The sequence below is a fragment of the Rhodococcoides fascians NBRC 12155 = LMG 3623 genome (assembly GCF_001894785.1).
GTDB classification, from domain to species: domain Bacteria; phylum Actinomycetota; class Actinomycetes; order Mycobacteriales; family Mycobacteriaceae; genus Rhodococcoides; species Rhodococcoides fascians.
Window position 1 is genome coordinate 1 of record NZ_BCWW01000025.1, and the last position, 17,251, is coordinate 17,251.

Sequence of the window (17,251 nt, forward strand, 5' to 3'; positions counted from 1 at the left end):
CCGGCAGGGGGTGTGGGGTGGTGGGTGGGGTTATACGAGGATCCAGACTTCTTTGAAGGGTTCGTGGAATTCCCAGTGGGAGATGTGGCCTTTGGGGAGCAGGGCGAGGTCGCCTTTGCTGAGGTGGATCGGTTCTGCGTCGTCGAGGCCGATCGAGACCGATCCTTCGACGACGTAGATGATCTCGTTGCTGGTCAGCGGGTACGAGGTTTTCGATGGTTGGCAGGCGAAGACACCGGTGCCGAACGGGGTGGGTGCCTCGGTTTCGTAGAGGACGTGTCCGTGTCCGTTGGGGGTGCCTTCGTGGACGTCGACCCCGTCGGGTTGCCACATCTCCAGGGGCGCGTCGGCGACGGTGAGTTTCTTGATCTGGGCCATGGGTGCGGTCTCCTTCGGGTTGAGGGCTCGGGGGTCAGCTCGAGGGTGTGGTGAGTTGGTCGGTGATCCAGTCGGCCATCTGCAGGCGGGGGCGGGGTCCGAGGTTGTGGCAGCAGTGGTCACCGTCTTCTTCGACGACGATGGTCAGTGGTGCGTTGACGGCCTTCTCTCGCATGGTGTCGAGGAAGGACGGTGGGACTTCGTCGTGCATACCGTGCAGGACGTAGGTGGGGCACGTCAGCTGGTGTAGGACGTTGCGGGTTTCGAGGGCTGCGTGGACGTGTACGCGGGCTTCTTCGATGGTGTCGACTTTGCTGACGTAACGCCAGCTCTCCTTGGTCATCGGGGTTTCGAGGTCCCAGTAGTCGAGGTCGGAGAAGCCGCCCCAGGACACGCAGGCCTTGATGCGCTGATCGCACGATGCCGACTTGAGGGCGTAGTTGCCGCCGAGGCTGCGTCCGAACACACCGATGGCGTTGGAGTCGACGTTGTCCTGAGTTTCGAGGAAGTCGATCACTGCGGAGGTGTACCGCTCGTAGTCGCCGGCGAGGGCGACGGCGTCGAACATTTCGCCCTGTCCGGGTCCGTCGAAGGTGGCGGTGCCCAGTCCGCGTTCGAGTACGAGGTCTTCCATGAGGCGGCTTTCTTCTTTGGTGCTTTCCAGCCCGCCGAGCATGATGACCATCGGGTGGGGGCCGGGGCCGTGCGGGAGGCGTACGAACACCGGCATCGGTACGCCGCCGACGGTGAGCTCGTGGCTGTGTGCGGGTGGGTCGAGCAGGGGTGCTGCGTGTCGGTACAGTTCGACTTTGCGTTTCTGGCCAGCAGTGCGGCGTTCGTCGAACCACAGGAACTGGGCGTACTGCACGGCGATCGCGGCGTAGTAGTAGTAGTCGCCCGCGGAGAGTGAATGTCCGGATTCGACGCTGTCCTGGGCGAGCTTTTCGTAGTCGTCGGCGCGGGTCATCCAGTAGTCGAACCAGGACAGTTCGGGGTCGCGGTCGCGGGCTCCGACGATGTCGGCGTAGGGGACCCCGTCGAGGATCAGTCGTCCCCAGTTGAGCATTTCCGCTTCGGGGGTGATGGTCGATTCGGAGGACATTGCGGTCCCTCCTTCGTGATCGTCAGGTACGTCGGGAACGGTGCATCGAAGTGTCGATACTTTCCGAGAAGTCTTCCAAGCGGCACCGCAGGGTGTCGTCTGCCGTGGACGGTGATCGAGCACACAAGTTTGTCCACATCCGTAGATGTCGACCTGCCGATTTGCGGCGATACTGAGCGGATGCTGACGTTGGGAGCACAATGACAGAGATTTCGGAGCTAGTGAAGACGCAACCGTGGGTCGGTCAGCCGATCCGCCGTCGTGAAGATCGTAAACTCATGACCGGCGCTGCGTGGTACGCAGGCGACGTGAACATCCACAATCAGCTTCATCTGAGGATTGTGCGGTCCACCGTGGCGCACGCAAAGGTGCTCGGCATCGATGTGGAAGAAGCGCGCCAGATGCCGGGCGTAGCAATGGTTCTCACCGGTAAAGACCTCGAAAGTCTCGGTACGATCCCCCTTCAGGATCTGGGGTACTTCGACGAATTCACGGGACTGGATCCGTACACGCACCCGGTACTGGCCGGGGACAAGGTCCTGTACTGCGGGCAGCCCGTCGCGGCGGTCATTGCGGAAGATCCGTATGTGGCTGAGGACGCGGCCGAGCTCGTCGACGTCGAATACGAAGTGCTGCCGGCGGTTCTCGATATAGTCGATGCCGCAACCACCGACAACCAGCTCTTTCCCGGTTACTCCAACGAGCCGATCACAATAGACAAGGCTTACGGCGACGTCGGTGCAGCGTTCGAACGGGCGCACCAAGTTATCACCCACGAATACAAGACAGGACGCCATTCCGGCGTACCGATGGAAACTCGGAACTGCGTCGTACAGCCCGATCCCGGTCGCGATGTCCTCTTCATCTGGGGAATCATCCATGTGCACGACAGCCGGAACATTCTCGCCCGCATGCTCGGAATGCCCGCCACCAGTATCCGAATGAGGCACTGCGAAGTGGGCGGGAGCTTCGGTGTACGTGGCGACATTTTTCCGGAGTACGTAGTCGCGGCCTGGGCCGCGCGCCAGCTCGGTCGGCCGGTGAAGTGGACAGAAGACCGGTCAGAACACATGGTCGCGACCTCGCATGCGCGTGAGCAAGTGCATCGCCTACAGGTGGCGCTCGATGAATCTGGACAGATCCTGGGAATGCGGGACGAGATCTTCCACAGCAACGGTGCCTTTCTTCGGCAGGCCGAACCTCTGGTCAGCGACATCACCGCGGCCATCGTCGTTGGGCCGTACCGCATCCCGTCCTACGAAGTCACACTGCACGCGGTCATGGACAACAAGACGCCGATGTCGGCCTACCGTGCACCCGGTCGATTCGAATCGACGTTCGCTCGCGAACGGATCTTCGACTTGGCGGCCCGCGCTTCGAACCTGAGCCGCGAGGATTTTCGGCGCCGTAATTTGCTCACTGCGACCGACCTGCCGTGGACACCGGGTATGGAAATGGTGCATGAGCCGTATCACTTCATCTCCGGTGATCCCGCGGAGCATCTGGACAAAGCACTGGCGCAGATCGACTGGGATGGCCTGGTAGCGGAGACCGCTGAGATGCGACGTGCCGGACGGTTTGTCGGTTTGGGCCTGGGAATGCTGATGGACAAGGCGGGTCTCGGACTGTACGAGACCGGCGCGATCGAAGTTGGTTCCACCGGTCGGGTCCAAGTTCTCACCGGCGCTTCGTCCGTTGGGCAGGGCATCGAGACAGTTCTCGCGCAAATTGTTGCCGACGAGCTGACGATCTCACCGAACGACATCGACGTCGAGCACAGTGACACGGACGTCATCCCTGACGGTGTCGGTTCGTGGTCGAGCCGATCGACTGTTCTCGCGGGGAATGCAGCGCGTGAAGCGGCACTGATGGTTGTGGCCAAGGCGCGACGACTCGCTGGGGAAATGCTCGGAGCTGCAGCCGAAGACTTGGTTCTCGCAGGTGGAATCCTTAGCGACGAACAGTCGGGCAAATCGATAAGCCTCGCTGAAATTTCAGCGGCGCGTGATGGTTTCACCGCCCGTTTGGAAGACGACGAGCCTGGGTTGGGTGCCAAGACGTTCTACAAGAACAACGAAATAAACTATCCGTACGGTGCGACCGTGGTTCAGATGGAATTCGATCCCCAGACCGGCGGGCACACGTTCCTCCGGTTCTTCACCACCAGTGAGGGTGGCCGGATGATCAATCCCATGACGGTTCGAGGCCAAGTCATCGGTGCTGCTGTACAGGGCATCGGCGGCTCATTGTACGAGGAATTCTCGTACGACGACGACGGAACGCCGACAGCGACGTCCTTCATGGACTATCTCCTGCCGGCAGCGCGCGAGATGCCGAACATGGAAATCATGGTCACCGAGGATGCTCCCTCACCGGACAACCCACTGAAAGCAAAGGGTTTGGGCGAGGTCGGAATCATCGCGGTCGGTGCCGCTGTGGCGTCGGCAATGGACGATGCGTTTCAAGACGGTACCCACCTGGATCACTTGCCCGTCAAGCCGCAGATGATTGCGGATCGGTGTTGGGCGATGCACAAAGCTGTTGGTTAAGTTGTGTGGTTTCGCAGTGTTCAGGGTGGGTGTGATCCAGCACTCTTTGATGAGTTGTTGTTCGTTCGATGAGAGGTGTTTTTCGTGAGCAAGGTTCGGCATGTGTTCGTGTGGCGGGTTGCACAGGGTAGTTCGCAGCAGGAGGTCGTGGATTTGTTGAATACTCTTCCGGGTCGTTTGCCGTATATCTCGGGGTGGAATGTCGGTTCGCACAAGGGTGATCCGGGTGAGAACGGTTCTCCGTGGGATGGTGCGTTGATCACTGATTTCGATTCTTGGGAGGATCTGGATCGGTATTCCAACGATGAGTATCACTTGGAGGTTGTAGCGAAGTTGATGCCGATGTTCTCCGATCGGGCTGTGGTCGATTACGACTTCGAGGTTCAGGGGTGACGGCGGAGGCGGGGTCGGGTTCTGTTCCTCGGCGTGCTGATATCGCTGTGGCGGCCAGTCCGTGGGGTCCGCAAGATCAGTTGGGTGCGCTCAACTATCTGCGGGACGAGGTGAAGGTCGATGTGTTGGCTCGTGCGGATGCTGCGAAGGTGTACGACTTGAGTGTCGATTACTTCGTGGGTATGCCGAGTTTTCAGGGTGCCGGCGATCCGAGTTACCAGATTTTCATGTCGCATACTCCGCAGGGCACTGCGGTGGACAATCTCAATGGTGTCGGCCATGAGATCAATCGTCATGTGTGTTATTCGGGTGATGTGGTGTTCATGTACACCCATACCGGTACGCATATCGATGCGTTGAATCATTTCGGTGTCGATGGAGAGATCTACAACAATTTCACTGCTGAGGACAATCTCGGTAGTCGTGGATGGACGAAGGGCGGTGCGGAGCAGATCCCGCCGATCGTCACTCGTGGTGTGTTGATCGATGTGGCCAAGTTCAAGGGTGTGGAGTGCCTGCCGGATTCGTACTCCATCACTGTCGAGGATGTGAAGGCAACGCTCGCGGATGCGGGGATCACTCTCGAGCAGGGTGATGTGCCGTTCATTCGTACCGGACGTATGCAGTACTGGCCCGATGGCACCAAGACGTTGGGGAATCCTCCGGGATTGGGTCTCGATGCGGTGCGGTGGTTGACTGCGCAGAAGATCGCCGCGGTCGGTTCCGATCAGGAATGCATCGAGGTCGGTCCGTCGGAGCAGGAAGACAATTGGCTGCCCGGGCACACGCATTTCTTGGCCGAGGCCGGGGTGCCGATGATCGAGTTGCTCGATCTCGAAGCGTTGTCGGCTGATTCGGTCAACGAGTTCTGTTTGATCGCCGCCCCCATCCGTTTGCGGGGGGCCAGTGGGGCTCCGCTGCGTCCGCTCGCTATGGCGTTCCGCAACTAGAAGGACAGAACCATGCGCATTTCGAACGTTGCCGTCGTCGGTGGATCGATCTGTGGATTGACCACTGCACTTTTGCTTCGCGACGCCGGATACGACGTCGATCTCTACGAACGCTCGCCGCAGCCGTTATCCGGTTTCGGCACCGGTATCGTCGTGCAGCCCGAGCTCGTGCGGTATCTGCTCGAGCGTCGCGGAGTGGACCTCGATGACCTGTCGGTGCCGTCGACGTCGATGAAATACCTCGATGCATCGACAGGTCAAGACCGCGGCCGAGCTCCAGCGTCGTGGCGTTTCACCAGTTACGACGGGATCTACAAACGGTTGTTCGAGGCGTTCGGCGCCGACCGGTATCACCTGGGTAAGTCTCTGGTCGGGATCGACCAGAACGACGGCAACGTCGAGATGCGTTTCGCCGACGGCACGGACGCGACCGCGGACTTCGTCGTGGGCGCGGACGGGGGAATGTCCGTTGTTCGGCAACGATTGACCGGTCTGACCCCAACCTACGCCGGATACGTCACCTGGCGTGGTGTGGTGACCCGCGGTTCGATCCCGCAGTCGGTATGGGACTACTTCGACGACGCGTTCACCTACGGACTGCTCAGCGACGGGCATCTGATCGCGTACCCGATTCCCCCTCGTGACGCGGGCGACGAACCGCGACTGAACTTTCAGTGGTACCGCAACGTGGCGGCGGGCCCGGCACTCGACGAACTGATGACCGACAGCACCGGTATCCGCTTGCCGGTGTCGGTGCACCACCAGAAACTGTGTCCGCGTCAGCTCGCTGCGTTCGAACGCGACGCAGCTGCGCTCACACCCGAATTCGCGACGCTGGTGCGGGCCGCGGAAAACCCGTTCGTTACCGTCGTCGCCGACGCCGACATCGAACGCACCGTCCACGGACGGATCGTCCTGGTCGGTGACGCTGCGATCACCCCACGCCCACACGCAGCTGCTGGTGCCGCGAAAGCGGCCAACGATGCATGGACCCTCGTCGATGCCCTCGGCACTACCGACGACGGCCGCATTGAACGCCTCCAGCAGTGGGAACAGAACCAACTGGCCGTCGGTCGTGCCTACCTGAGCAAAGTCAGAGCAATGGCCGACACACTCCAGCACGGTGGAGACTTCCCACCCGGCGCCCCCGAATATCAGTTCGGACTCCCGCAAGTCCCCAGCACCGTCTGAACCCAGCACCGTCTGAACCCAGCACCGTCTGAACCCAGCACCGTTTGAACAGCCCGCCGGTGCAGCCTTCTGGCACCCAACCTTATCGTGTGGTTCACACCACATTCGCAACCGAGTGAAACCAGGTTACCGATGCAGATCAACAACGAATTCACCGTCCCCCTGCCTCCCGACCAGGCATGGCCCATTCTGCTCGACCTCGAACGCGTCGCCCCGTGCCTGCCCGGCGCCACGATCACCTCCATCGACGGTGACGACTTCGAGGGCCGCGCGAAGATCAAGGTCGGACCGATCACCGCCGAATACAAAGGCAAAGCACGCTTCGTCGACAAAAACGAAACCGAACACCGCGCCGTACTACGCGCATCGGGCAAAGACGCCCGCGGTCAAGGCAACGTCGCCGCCGACATCTCCCTCCAGCTCGTCGCCGACGGATCAGGATCGAAAGTCCTCGTCGAAACCAGCATGGACATCTCCGGCAAAATCGCTCAATTCGGGCGTGGAGTCATCAACGACGCCGCCGGCGCCATCCTCGGCATCTTCGCCGAACGCCTCGGCGAACTCATGATCGACGACACCCCAGCACAGGCAGTCGACGGCGACACCACCACTGCATCCCCCGCCGCCGCACCCGCACCCCGCACCCCCAAAACCCCCGCACCCGACAACGACGAAGCACTCGACCTCGTCAAACTCGCCCGCACCTCCCGCAACAACAAAACCGGCGACACCACCACCTTCGACACCGCCGCCGCTCCAGCATGGATCCCCACCATCATCGCCGTACTCGCCGCACTCATCAGCGTCTTCGCCGCCGGATACACCGCAGGAACAAACCGACAATGACGCAGTCGATGTCAGCTCGGCAACCAACACAAATTCCGTGGCGGTCTCCGAGCTCGACGAAAAATATCGTCGAGGCGGTACTACACTCGGACTTGTTGCGTAGCAAATGCTTTCGGCGCACGTAAGTTTCAGCTACGACATGCGGCGAACCCGTGCTGGCTCGCACGAGACCGAGTTCGACCACATTCCGCACGGCCTAGTCTTGGATTGAGGACGGTTCCGCCAAGGTGAAGGCCGGCGGGTCGGATTTCGACCGACTACGCCACCTTGGCGCGCATTTCCAGTCTCAGCCGATCGCCGTCTTCGAAGGACTCTGATGGACAACACTCTCCGTGCCGCAGACACATTCGCTGTCGAAGGCACGTCATTTGCTGTCGCGACTGTCGTCTCGACGTTCGCGTCGGCTCCCCGATTGCCGGGGAGTTCCATGTTGGTCACCCCAGGGGGCCGAGTTGTGGGATCGGTCTCGGGCGGCTGCGTCGACGGGGCGGTCCTGACCGCGTGTCAGGTCTCCATGGACACCGGCTCGGCGTCCCTGGAGACCTTCGGCGTCGATGACGAAGCCGCTTTCTCGATTGGTTTGAGTTGCGGAGGGTCTATCGATGTATTCGTTGAGCCGCCTTCGGCGGATCTGTCCGAGGTCATGGTGTCACTTGCCGAACAAGTCGAACGCAAGACACCTGTAGTTCTCGCGACCGTGATCGACGTAGACAACGGCACATATTCTGGTTTACACGGGCTGTACGGACTGGACGGAGCGATGCGTCCTACCGGCGTCGACCGACTCGACGATCTTGTACTCATGGATGTCCCGAAAACGCTCCGTGAGGCGGAAGCTGTTGTACGGACTTACGACATGACCGATACGGACGGCGATCACCAATCCATACGGGTGCTTCTCAGCCCCTACGTAGGGCCACCTCGTCTACTGTTGTTCGGGTCGAACGATTTCTCTGCGGCGTTGACGCGCGTTGGAAAGCATCTCGGCTACCACGTCACCTTGGTCGATGCACGGCCAGTGTTCACAACTCCCGAACGGTACCCGGAGGCTGACGAGGTGGTGGTTCAGTGGCCGCACCGTTATCTCGAAGACCAGCTAGCGAAGAACTTGATCGATGAGCGCTCGATGCTGTGCGTCTTCACCCACGACATGAAATTCGACATCCCGCTTCTCAGTCTTGCGTTGCGAAATCCGCGTATCGGTTACATCGGCGCAATGGGTAGCCGCTCGACCCACCAGCGTCGAACCGAGATGCTTCAGGAAGCCGGTGTATCCGACAAAGAGTTGGCAAAGCTGCACAGTCCTATCGGCCTCGATTTGGGTGGCCGAACTCCAGAGCAGGCGTCGATCTCGATCGCAGCTGAAATGATTGCGCATTTCAATGGTGGAGCTTATGGTCCATTACGCGACACCGACAATCCGATTCATCGACCGAGTGAACAACTCGAGTGACACGACCGGTTTCTTGGACTGGCCTTTCCAAAAGATCCGACCGCGAAACAATAAAAATGCAAAAGGGGATACTGTGCGTCTTTCGACCCGAAATCAGCTCGCAGGAACAATCACCGAGGTGTCGATCGGTGCCGTCATGGCAACTGTAAAAATCGTTCTGGACGGCGGATCTCAGGTAATGACCTCATCGATTACCAAGGAAGCGGCAGTCGATTTGGGTCTCGAGGTCGGTCAGTCGGCCACGGCGTTCGTCAAGTCGACCGACGTGACGATCGGCGTCGACTGATCTCTGCACGCTTCCCGCGACAGAAACAAGCCCCACATCGGCTCTAAAAGCCAAAGTGGGGCTTGCCATTCGACGTGCACGCGGCCGCAAGGTCCATTCTGATCAGAGCTCGAGCCAAAGCTCATTAGAGGCGCCACATCCGCGAACGGGCGGGAGGGTAACTGACACCCTCCCGCCCGTTGGCCGTCTCTTTTCGCCCTACGTAGCGAGAATATCGCTCGCCACGCTTTCGGCGGTCTCGAATGCTCCCTCGATGAGCCCCGCGAACTCGAGTGAGACATCGGACCCAGCAAAATGAACCCGGCCATGAGGATCCGACAGTAATTTGTGCGCCTGGGTCAGCTGGTGTACACCCGGCGCGAACCAGGACCCGCGATAGAAGGGATCTGAGGTCCAATCATGAAAGTCGACCCCCAGAACCTCCGCGTCCGGAATGTGCTGACGTACCGCGACTCTGACCGCGTCTTCGTCGTTCGGATCGAGCGACGAACGATCGACTGACGCAATAAGGATGCGGCTGCCATCATCGAGCCCACGGTAATCTCGAATCACCGGAAATACGCCGTTTCCCACACACAGGAGTCCATCCTCCACGCCCTTCACCTGAATGAGCAGTTCGGAGCCCATGCCTTTGTGTCCCTGACCGATGACACCAGCTGTTCGGTCCGAAAGAGGTGGCTCGAACTCCATTTCTCGCCAGGTGTTCAACGGCGTTGCTACTACGACGGTGCGAGCCCGGATGACTGCATCGCCTGCGTACACCGTCACGTCGTCGTCCGTTTGGTGCAACGCGGTGACAAGATGGTTGAGACGAACATCCCTGACGTCATTTTCGAGAGCGCGAACGAGCGCACTCGCCCCACCCGCGAAAACTTCGTCCGAGGGATCCGCCAGTCCAGCAACATCGAATCGACGAGTTGCGATGGTGCGAAGCGCCCAGAGAGCCGAAGCATCAGCGGCAGATTGCCCCAACAGTTTCCACGTCCATGCTTCGACCAGTGACCTCGTGGCTTGTGGAAGATCTAACCCGTCGAGATACTCGGCCAACGGAATATCAAGGTCGTCCAAACCCTGAAATTCCAGACCCGACGACACGTCGATCCGGTGCGCATCCCTCAACGCCATGGACAAGCTTGCCTCTGCTCGGGCAACCTCGTCGACCGGGACGGGCCATCGCGCATTTTCGAGTCCGGCACCGACATCGTGTCGGAACACCTTGATGGCGACGACGGGATGCGTTTCGATCTCGTACCGCTCCACCTCGGACACGACTCTGGGATGGTCGTCGCGGCTGAACGATCCGCCTCCCACGTCCACAGTCACTGCCGAGTCGAACGACGCTGGCCGACTGTAGCCCCGGCCGCCGAGCCGGTCACTCCCCTCCAGCAACACCACCGACTTGCCGGCATCCTGCAGGTTCCTTGCAGTGGCCAAACCTGTGAATCCACCTCCGAGGACTGCGACGTCGAAAACGTCGGGCGTGTCGTCATCGCCAGTCGGATGCGGAGCAAAATCTTCCAAATTCGGGCCTGTGGAGGGCTCGTTCTTTGCATTGCGCGGCAAATGTGGGCCGGTCATGGGAATTCATCACTCCATATGCTGAGATTTAGGCGTCGGCGTGTCGCTTGGTGCGACTCTTGTTCAACAACATGCCAAAAAGAGTCAGGGCAATTGCGGCAGGAGCAACCCACGCCAGATGGTCGATGGGTGTGTTCGTCTTGTTCACAATCGAATTGACATACATCCACGCTACACCGACAGTCCCGATTGTTGCGGAGACGGCGATCATCGGAGTTAATTCACGGGTTCGTCGCAGAAGCACAACCGCGCCGACGCAGACAAGCGCGTACGGAACTACCCAGAGGTAAGGGAACAGCGTAGCGGCATAGGTGTATACCTCGAGCGTCGTACCTCCGGTGACAACGGCCAAACCGATGGGGACGATGACAGACAAAATGGCCAGAACGATCAACGCTCCCACAGGTGTGTGGGTGCGCGGGCTGATTTTGCCCATCAGACTAGGAAGAATGCCGTCGACCGACATTGTCGCCCACACGCGCACAGTGAAGTTCATGTATCCCACAACGATCGCGAAACAGGTGAGCACCAGCGACATGTCGGCGATACCAGACAACCAACCGAGGCCTGCATTCTCGGCCATCGCGGCCAATGGCGACTCGCCCGCAGCGAGTTTGTCCGCAAGAGCCCCCATGGACGGGATCGTGCACAGTGTGGCAGCAACGCCGATTGCACCCACGATGAGCGGGGTCGCGGTAAGGATCTTCGGGATGGACTTCAATGGGTCCTTCGTCTCTGCGGCTGTGGCCGCGCACGCTTCGAAACCCACCAAAAATGTGGCGCTCAAAACGATACCAACGGTGAAACCACTGAACGAGAAGTCGTTAAAAGTGAACTGGCTGGCGAAGTCGAAGTCAGCACTGAACGTATTTGCAACAAGGACCACCGCGACCACGGGGGCGCTCAGAATCAGCAGCACAATGCTCAGTCGCGCCGAGGCGTCCAGACCCCCATAGGTCAACAGCCCTGCCAGCGCGATGACGACGATGTAAGTGATCGACTGACCCAGCAGCCCGGTCGCTCCAGTGAGGCCGAAATCGTTGCTCAGCAAACTCCCCAGGTACAACCCCAGCGCCCCGAGGGATGCGACGACACCGACCAGATAGCCGACAGCCAGCGATGCTCCTGAAAGCAACTTTGCCTTGTTGCCGAACGCGTGTCCGATATAGGAGTAGAGCGCTCCCGACACGACGTACCGTCGCGCGAATGGGACAATGCACAGTCCGATGCACGCGATCATGATTGCGCCGCACAGAACCGAAAGCCAACCGGACGACCCTGCGCCCGCTACGAACGTTCCGACGGTAGCGGCGGAGAGCACTGGGCTGAACACCACAATCGTGAGGCCAAGTGCCCGCCTCATACTCAGTGTTCCGGTCTGTAGACCTTGCACCTGATCCGTGTTGTCGCTGTCCTGTATTTGACCGGGCATGAAAGCTCCTCGGGGATGAAATCCCGACGCGGACGCGTCGAACGTCGTCACGCGGTGTGACGCACGACTCAACTATCTGGCGTTTCGCAGGTGTGGGCAACTGACCCAAATAGGCAAGAAGTTCTTTGAAATTGTTACTCGCAGTAGAATTAACGCTGGGCAGTATCCCACTCGTACGATATGTCCGAATGGACGTGGGCTGGATTACGTTGCGCTGGTCGTATGCTCCCTTCTTCGTTCGGACTTGCCCGTCATAAGCAAGTAACTGCCGCGAAACGCCCCCTGAACGACAGAATGCGGTTACCCACCGTCAATGTGAGTAACCGCATTCGTTCGTACGGGCGTATCAAGCCACTGTTATGTCTCCCGGTCCCAGCGGTTCTTGACCAGCTCGTTCCCACAAGCTCGCCCAGTCCTCGACTTCGTCACGCGACTGAACTCCGTTAATGGCATCGAGCACCCGTTCCGGCGTCGCGGGCAGATCGTAGAGAACCGATCCAAAGGGTGCCAGAGCGTCGTTCACCGCATTCAAAACAGCAGCAGGCGCGGCGATCAGTCCCGACTCCCCCATGCCTTTGATACCAGCAGCAGAGATCGATGACGGAGTCTCGATATGCCGAATCTCGAAAGGAGGCGAAGTGTCCATGGTGGGGGTTTGATAGTCCAGAAACGACGTAGTCGTCAAGTTCCCCGCCGCGTCGTACACGAGGCGTTCCAGCAGACTCAAACCAATGCCCTGGACCACTCCCCCACGCAGCTGACCTTCCACGATGGTCGGGTTGACCATCACCCCGCAGTCTTCAACGGAGAAAACCTTCTCGACCTCGACGAAGCCTGTCACCGGGTCGATTTCAACGATCATCGCGTGGCCACCGTTCGAAAACATCGGACGCGACGTGTCCCATGCTTTCGTCGCCTCCAAGGTTGGATCGAAACCGTCGGGCCAGGACGCATCGTCGAAATACGCAGACATTGCGATGTCGGCCACCTCGGACTTGGCCTCAGGCATGCCGGTCACGGTAACCTGCCCGTCGGATATTTCGACCCGCGATGGGTCGACACCGAATCTGTGTGCCGCAAGTTCGATCAGTTTTTCGCGTATCTCCGCTGCGGCGCGGTTCACCGCACCTCCAGCGATCACGATTCCTCGACTGCCCACAGTTCCACTGCCGTACGCGTTATCCGTGGACGTGCCGGCGACCTCAACGTCCTCCATGGTCACGCCGAGTGCATCAGCTGCAATCTGGGCAATCGACGTTTCGTGCCCCTGACCCTGAGAGGAGATGCCGATCGACACCAACACCGACCCCGTCGGATCCATCTTGACCGTTGCGGTGTCATAGTACGTGTCGTCCAAACCGTGAGTTTTAGTCATTCCAGTACTTTCGCCGCTGCTCTCGACGAAAACACTGAGCCCGAGACCCAGGTAACGACCTTGCTTTCTCGCTTCTGCTTGCCTTTCGAGAAAGTTGGGATAATCGACCATTTCTTCGAGAAGATCGATGGTTTCCAGCCAAGACCCTTCGTCGAACGGAATTCCTTGCGGGTTATGCCAAGGGAATTTCTTGACTACATTCTTTCGACGGATCTCGAACGGCGACAATTTGAGCAACCTCGCAACATCGTCGATTAATGCCTCACGCGCCAACGTCCCGGCCATGTATCCCACACCGCGATACGCGCCCATCGCACCCTTGTTGGTAACTGCACCTTCGTAGATGTATTCCGTTGCCGGTATGTCGTAGACGCCAGTAGGGGTCACAACGGCGGTGCACCATGCTTCGACCGCCATTGTCTGCGGCAGTGAATGGTACGCACCACCATCGACGAGAGCGTGTGTGCGGACGCCGCTGATGATCCCATCATTGCTCACAGCGTAAGAAATGCTGACGAACTGTTCATGGGCGTGCGACCCCGCGAGTAAATTTTCACGACGATCCTCCACCCATTTGACCGGAACACCCAGTTGACGAGCCAGAAGCGGAACAAGAAGTTCTTCGGGGAAAACGTGTGCTTTCATGCCGAATCCGCCACCGGTGTCCGGAACAATGATTTCCGTGCGCGACTCCGTGAACCCCAAATACAGTTTCATGGTCAGCTTCAAGAAGTGCGGCATCTGGGTGCTCGACCACACCTTGAGCTTGTCCGTGGACCAGTTGTATGAGGCAATGACGCCTCGCGTTTCCATCGGGGCAGCAGAAACCCGGCCCGGGTGGTAAACCGCAGAGACGACGTGGTCGGCTTCTGCGAAGGCTGCGCCTGCGTTTCCGTAGCTGCCGCGACCGCGCAGAGCTACGTTGTCCGGGCGTTCGCCGTTGGCGGTTGGCCCGCCCAGAATGGACTTCCGAGGGTCGAGCACAACGTCCAAGTCCTCGAAATCGATCGAAATCAGATCGCAAGCATCCTCGGCCAGAGCGCGGGTGTCTGCCACCACCAGCGCGATTGGCTCCCCGCCGTACCGAACTACCTCCCGAGCCATGAGGGGCATGGTCATCGGCATGCAACCGTCCGCGTTGAATTGTGCCTCCATGCCCACGCAGTACTCCGCGGCATCGGCGCCCGTCCAGACCAAGTGAACACCTTCAGCTGCCTGAGCTTCGGTTGTGTCGATATTGGTGATTCGGGCGTGGGCCAGTGGACTGCGCACGAAGGCGACGTGGAGCTCACCTGGAAAGACCAAATCGGCCAGGTACTTACCCCGTCCGGTGACAAGTCGTTTGTCCTCCGACCGCAAAACCCGTTGACCGATCAGCTTTCTCGTGATCGGCGGAGAATCGTGATGTTTGAAGCTCATTTTGCGCCGCCTTCTTTGTCCGCTACGACCGAACCTTCAACCGGGGAACCGGGTTCCACTGTCGCTGCTGCCCCTCGTGAATTGGCTTCCGATACTTCGAGAACAGCATCGACAATGGTTTCGTAGCCCGTACACCTACACAAATTTCCTGATAGGGCTTCGACGATATCGCCCCTACCGGGAGTTGGATCTCGCTCCAGCAATGCAGTGGCCGACATCAGAAATCCTGCAGTACAGAAGCCACATTGAAGAGCATGGTGTTTCTGAAACGCGAGTTGCAATGCATTCAGACGACCAGCGGAGTCCAGAGACTCGACTGTCCGAATTTCCTTGCCATCAGCCTGTGGAGCCAACATCAGGCACGACCGAGCGGGACTGTCGTCCACCAGAATCGTGCAGGCACCGCAAACACCGTGTTCGCATCCCAGTTTGGTACCGGTCATGGCGAGGTCGGTCCGGAGGTAATCAGCGAGTGTGTCACGGCTGTTCACCGTCCCGGAGCGGGTGCGACCGTTCACGGTCGTCGACACGTCGACCCGGCTCTGCGGGTGCCGAGCGCCCACTGAGTTGTCTAATTCGTTAGCGCTCATCGTCGACCCCCAGCTTGGTTGATTGCGCGTTCGACCAGTGATCGAACGAGATGACGTCGGTATTCGGTCGAGCCATGAATATCCGATATGAAGTTAAGGCTCTCCGCCGCGGCGGCACCTGCAGTTACGGCGAGATCACTGTTTACCTCTAGTCCTACAACAGCTTCCTCGGCCGCGGGAATGCGCTGAACCGAGCCCGCCGCGGCACCCACCGTAATTCTGGCCGCCGACACCACTTCATCCTCGAAGTCGAGCGCGCAACCGATAATGGCGAGCCCGTAGTCTCCGATACGACGCGCGACTTCTTGGAAACTCCAACCAGTGGTCCTCTGCGGAATCCACACATCCGTAATGATCTCGTCGGCCGACATTGAAGTCATATAAGGACCGACGAAAAGATCGTCCGCCTCGACCGTCCGGCGACCTCTGACGCTCTCGACCTCCACCATTCCGTCCATGGTGAGGAGCATCAAAGGCCATTCCCCGGCTCCGTCACCGTGGGCGATGGAACCGCCGAGCGTACCGCGGGACCTGATTTGCGCGTGCGCGATGAAGTGCCCGGCCTCGGCAACGAAAGGCATGCTCTCTTGCACCAAAGGACTATCGATTACTGCCTCGTGCGTAACAAGTGCGCCAAACTTCACATACGAACCAACTTGCTCGATGTCCCGTAGGCCTTCTACATTTCCGATGTCGACAACCGTTGTAGGGGACGCCAAACGAATCGCCAAGAGAGGCATGAGACTTTGCCCCCCGGCCAAGACCTTGGCGTCGTCGTCGTCCGCCAGTAGCTGGCACGCCTCGGAGATGGACCGCGGAGCGACGTACTGTAAAGATGGAAGCTTCATAACTTTTTCTCCTTGAGCAGCATACGCACTACTCTGCCGAATCCGAAGCTCGCTGCCCTGTGTTCTAAGCTGACAAAACAGTATCGACTTTTGTTGGCTTCAGTAGTGACAGTCGATATTTGAATTTCCAATCCGACCCTAACTTCGGGTAGCCTTGCCTGCCGAACCGGACTGAAGGCAGTTGACACCAAACCGACCTCAATGGCTTGTCCTGGACTACGGAAAATGGGCGGCGGCGCATCGGAGCGAACTATCTCACCCGGATAGACCCAGAACACCTCTGAAAATCGCATTCACGCGCCGCGGCACAACACACTTCCTGGCACACGGCAGTCCGAGGCTACGGGTACGTGCCCGACTGAGACCGATGACCCTGAACCCCATGCGGGACAACCGAGGACCGAGCACCACCAATGCGCACCGCGGGCGCGCCCCCAGACGGGACGCGCCCGCGGCGACATGATGAACTTGTAACCAACCCGCTGGTCGGCGGCTGAAGCCGGCCAGGCGCGGTCGGCGTGAACTAACGACCTATGTTGCGCTGCAACAGTTCTGGGCGTGCCACCGCTGCGCGCTGGTCAGCATCGACTGCGTCATTGTCGGTTTGTTCCTGCGGTGTATCCGGCGGCGAAGACGCTGATGAGTGCGGCGAGTACGGCGATGATGGTGGGGATCCATGCTGGAGCGGCGGCGGTGTCGAAGGTGGTGGTGTCGCCGGTTTTGTTGTTGCGGGAGGTGCGGGCGAGTTTGACGAGGTCGAGTGCTTCGTCGTTGTCGGGTGCGGGGGTTTTGGGGGTGCGGGGTGCGGGTGCGGCGGCGGGGGATGCAGTGGTGGTGTCGCCGTCGACTGCCTGTGCTGGA

The 17,251-nt window shown here is 59.6% G+C and carries 14 protein-coding genes and 1 pseudogene; 7 read left to right on the plus strand and 8 right to left on the minus strand.

What is annotated here, in order from left to right:
* Positions 1-30 precede the first annotated feature (30 nt).
* Complete coding sequence (locus tag RFA01S_RS27015; protein WP_032407991.1) at positions 31-378, minus strand: cupin domain-containing protein; 348 nt, start codon at positions 376-378, stop codon at positions 31-33.
* A gap of 34 nt (positions 379-412) precedes the next feature.
* Positions 413-1,480 (minus strand): alpha/beta hydrolase family protein, encoded by a 1,068-nt coding sequence (locus tag RFA01S_RS27020; protein WP_032407992.1) that lies wholly within the window; start codon positions 1,478-1,480, stop codon positions 413-415.
* A gap of 278 nt (positions 1,481-1,758) precedes the next feature.
* On the opposite strand from RFA01S_RS27020, the gene RFA01S_RS27025 reads away from it, so the two are divergent.
* The 7 genes from RFA01S_RS27025 (at position 1,759) to RFA01S_RS27055 (ending at position 9,148) form a co-directional block, all read left to right on the plus strand.
* Positions 1,759-4,029: a xanthine dehydrogenase family protein molybdopterin-binding subunit gene (locus RFA01S_RS27025; RefSeq protein ID WP_238325094.1), complete on the plus strand. Its 2,271-nt coding sequence runs from the start codon at positions 1,759-1,761 to the stop codon at positions 4,027-4,029.
* A gap of 84 nt (positions 4,030-4,113) precedes the next feature.
* Positions 4,114-4,422 carry a Dabb family protein gene (locus RFA01S_RS27030; protein WP_032407993.1) on the plus strand — a complete coding sequence of 103 codons (309 nt, stop codon included), beginning with the start codon at positions 4,114-4,116 and terminating at the stop codon, positions 4,420-4,422.
* The gene (locus tag RFA01S_RS27035) at positions 4,419-5,372 is read left to right on the plus strand and encodes a cyclase family protein (protein ID WP_032407994.1); all 954 of its coding nucleotides are present in this window, start codon (positions 4,419-4,421) and stop codon (positions 5,370-5,372) included. Before RFA01S_RS27030 ends, RFA01S_RS27035 begins: the two co-directional genes overlap by 4 nt.
* A 12-nt stretch (positions 5,373-5,384) precedes the next feature.
* Positions 5,385-6,563, plus strand: a complete 1,179-nt coding sequence (locus tag RFA01S_RS27040) for an FAD binding domain-containing protein (RefSeq protein WP_032407995.1) — start codon at positions 5,385-5,387, stop codon at positions 6,561-6,563.
* 132 nt (positions 6,564-6,695) lie between these two features.
* Positions 6,696-7,409, plus strand: coding sequence for an SRPBCC family protein (locus RFA01S_RS27045; protein WP_032407996.1), 714 nt, complete (start codon positions 6,696-6,698; stop codon positions 7,407-7,409).
* 316 nt (positions 7,410-7,725) lie between these two features.
* Positions 7,726-8,862 (plus strand): XdhC family protein, encoded by a 1,137-nt coding sequence (locus tag RFA01S_RS27050; protein ID WP_032408001.1) that lies wholly within the window; start codon positions 7,726-7,728, stop codon positions 8,860-8,862.
* Between the two features lie 73 nt (positions 8,863-8,935).
* Positions 8,936-9,148 (plus strand): TOBE domain-containing protein, encoded by a 213-nt coding sequence (locus RFA01S_RS27055; RefSeq protein ID WP_032408000.1) that lies wholly within the window; start codon positions 8,936-8,938, stop codon positions 9,146-9,148.
* Between the two features lie 198 nt (positions 9,149-9,346).
* Here RFA01S_RS27055 and RFA01S_RS27060 read toward each other — a convergent pair whose 3' ends face one another.
* The 6 genes and pseudogenes from RFA01S_RS27060 to RFA01S_RS27990 all read right to left on the minus strand — a co-directional run.
* Positions 9,347-10,726 (minus strand): flavin monoamine oxidase family protein, encoded by a 1,380-nt coding sequence (locus tag RFA01S_RS27060; RefSeq protein WP_081371435.1) that lies wholly within the window; start codon positions 10,724-10,726, stop codon positions 9,347-9,349.
* A gap of 28 nt (positions 10,727-10,754) precedes the next feature.
* Entirely contained in the window at positions 10,755-12,158 is a 1,404-nt protein-coding gene (locus RFA01S_RS27065) for an APC family permease (protein WP_052060830.1), read from the minus strand.
* A gap of 346 nt (positions 12,159-12,504) precedes the next feature.
* Positions 12,505-14,952 carry a xanthine dehydrogenase family protein molybdopterin-binding subunit gene (locus tag RFA01S_RS27070; protein ID WP_032407999.1) on the minus strand — a complete coding sequence of 816 codons (2,448 nt, stop codon included), beginning with the start codon at positions 14,950-14,952 and terminating at the stop codon, positions 12,505-12,507.
* Positions 14,949-15,542: a (2Fe-2S)-binding protein gene (locus RFA01S_RS27075; RefSeq protein ID WP_072692267.1), complete on the minus strand. Its 594-nt coding sequence runs from the start codon at positions 15,540-15,542 to the stop codon at positions 14,949-14,951. Before RFA01S_RS27075 ends, RFA01S_RS27070 begins: the two co-directional genes overlap by 4 nt.
* Positions 15,539-16,390, minus strand: coding sequence for an FAD binding domain-containing protein (locus RFA01S_RS27080; protein WP_032407997.1), 852 nt, complete (start codon positions 16,388-16,390; stop codon positions 15,539-15,541). Before RFA01S_RS27080 ends, RFA01S_RS27075 begins: the two co-directional genes overlap by 4 nt.
* Before the next feature lie 593 nt (positions 16,391-16,983).
* Positions 16,984-17,251: pseudogene (locus RFA01S_RS27990) on the minus strand (hypothetical protein); the annotation flags it as partial.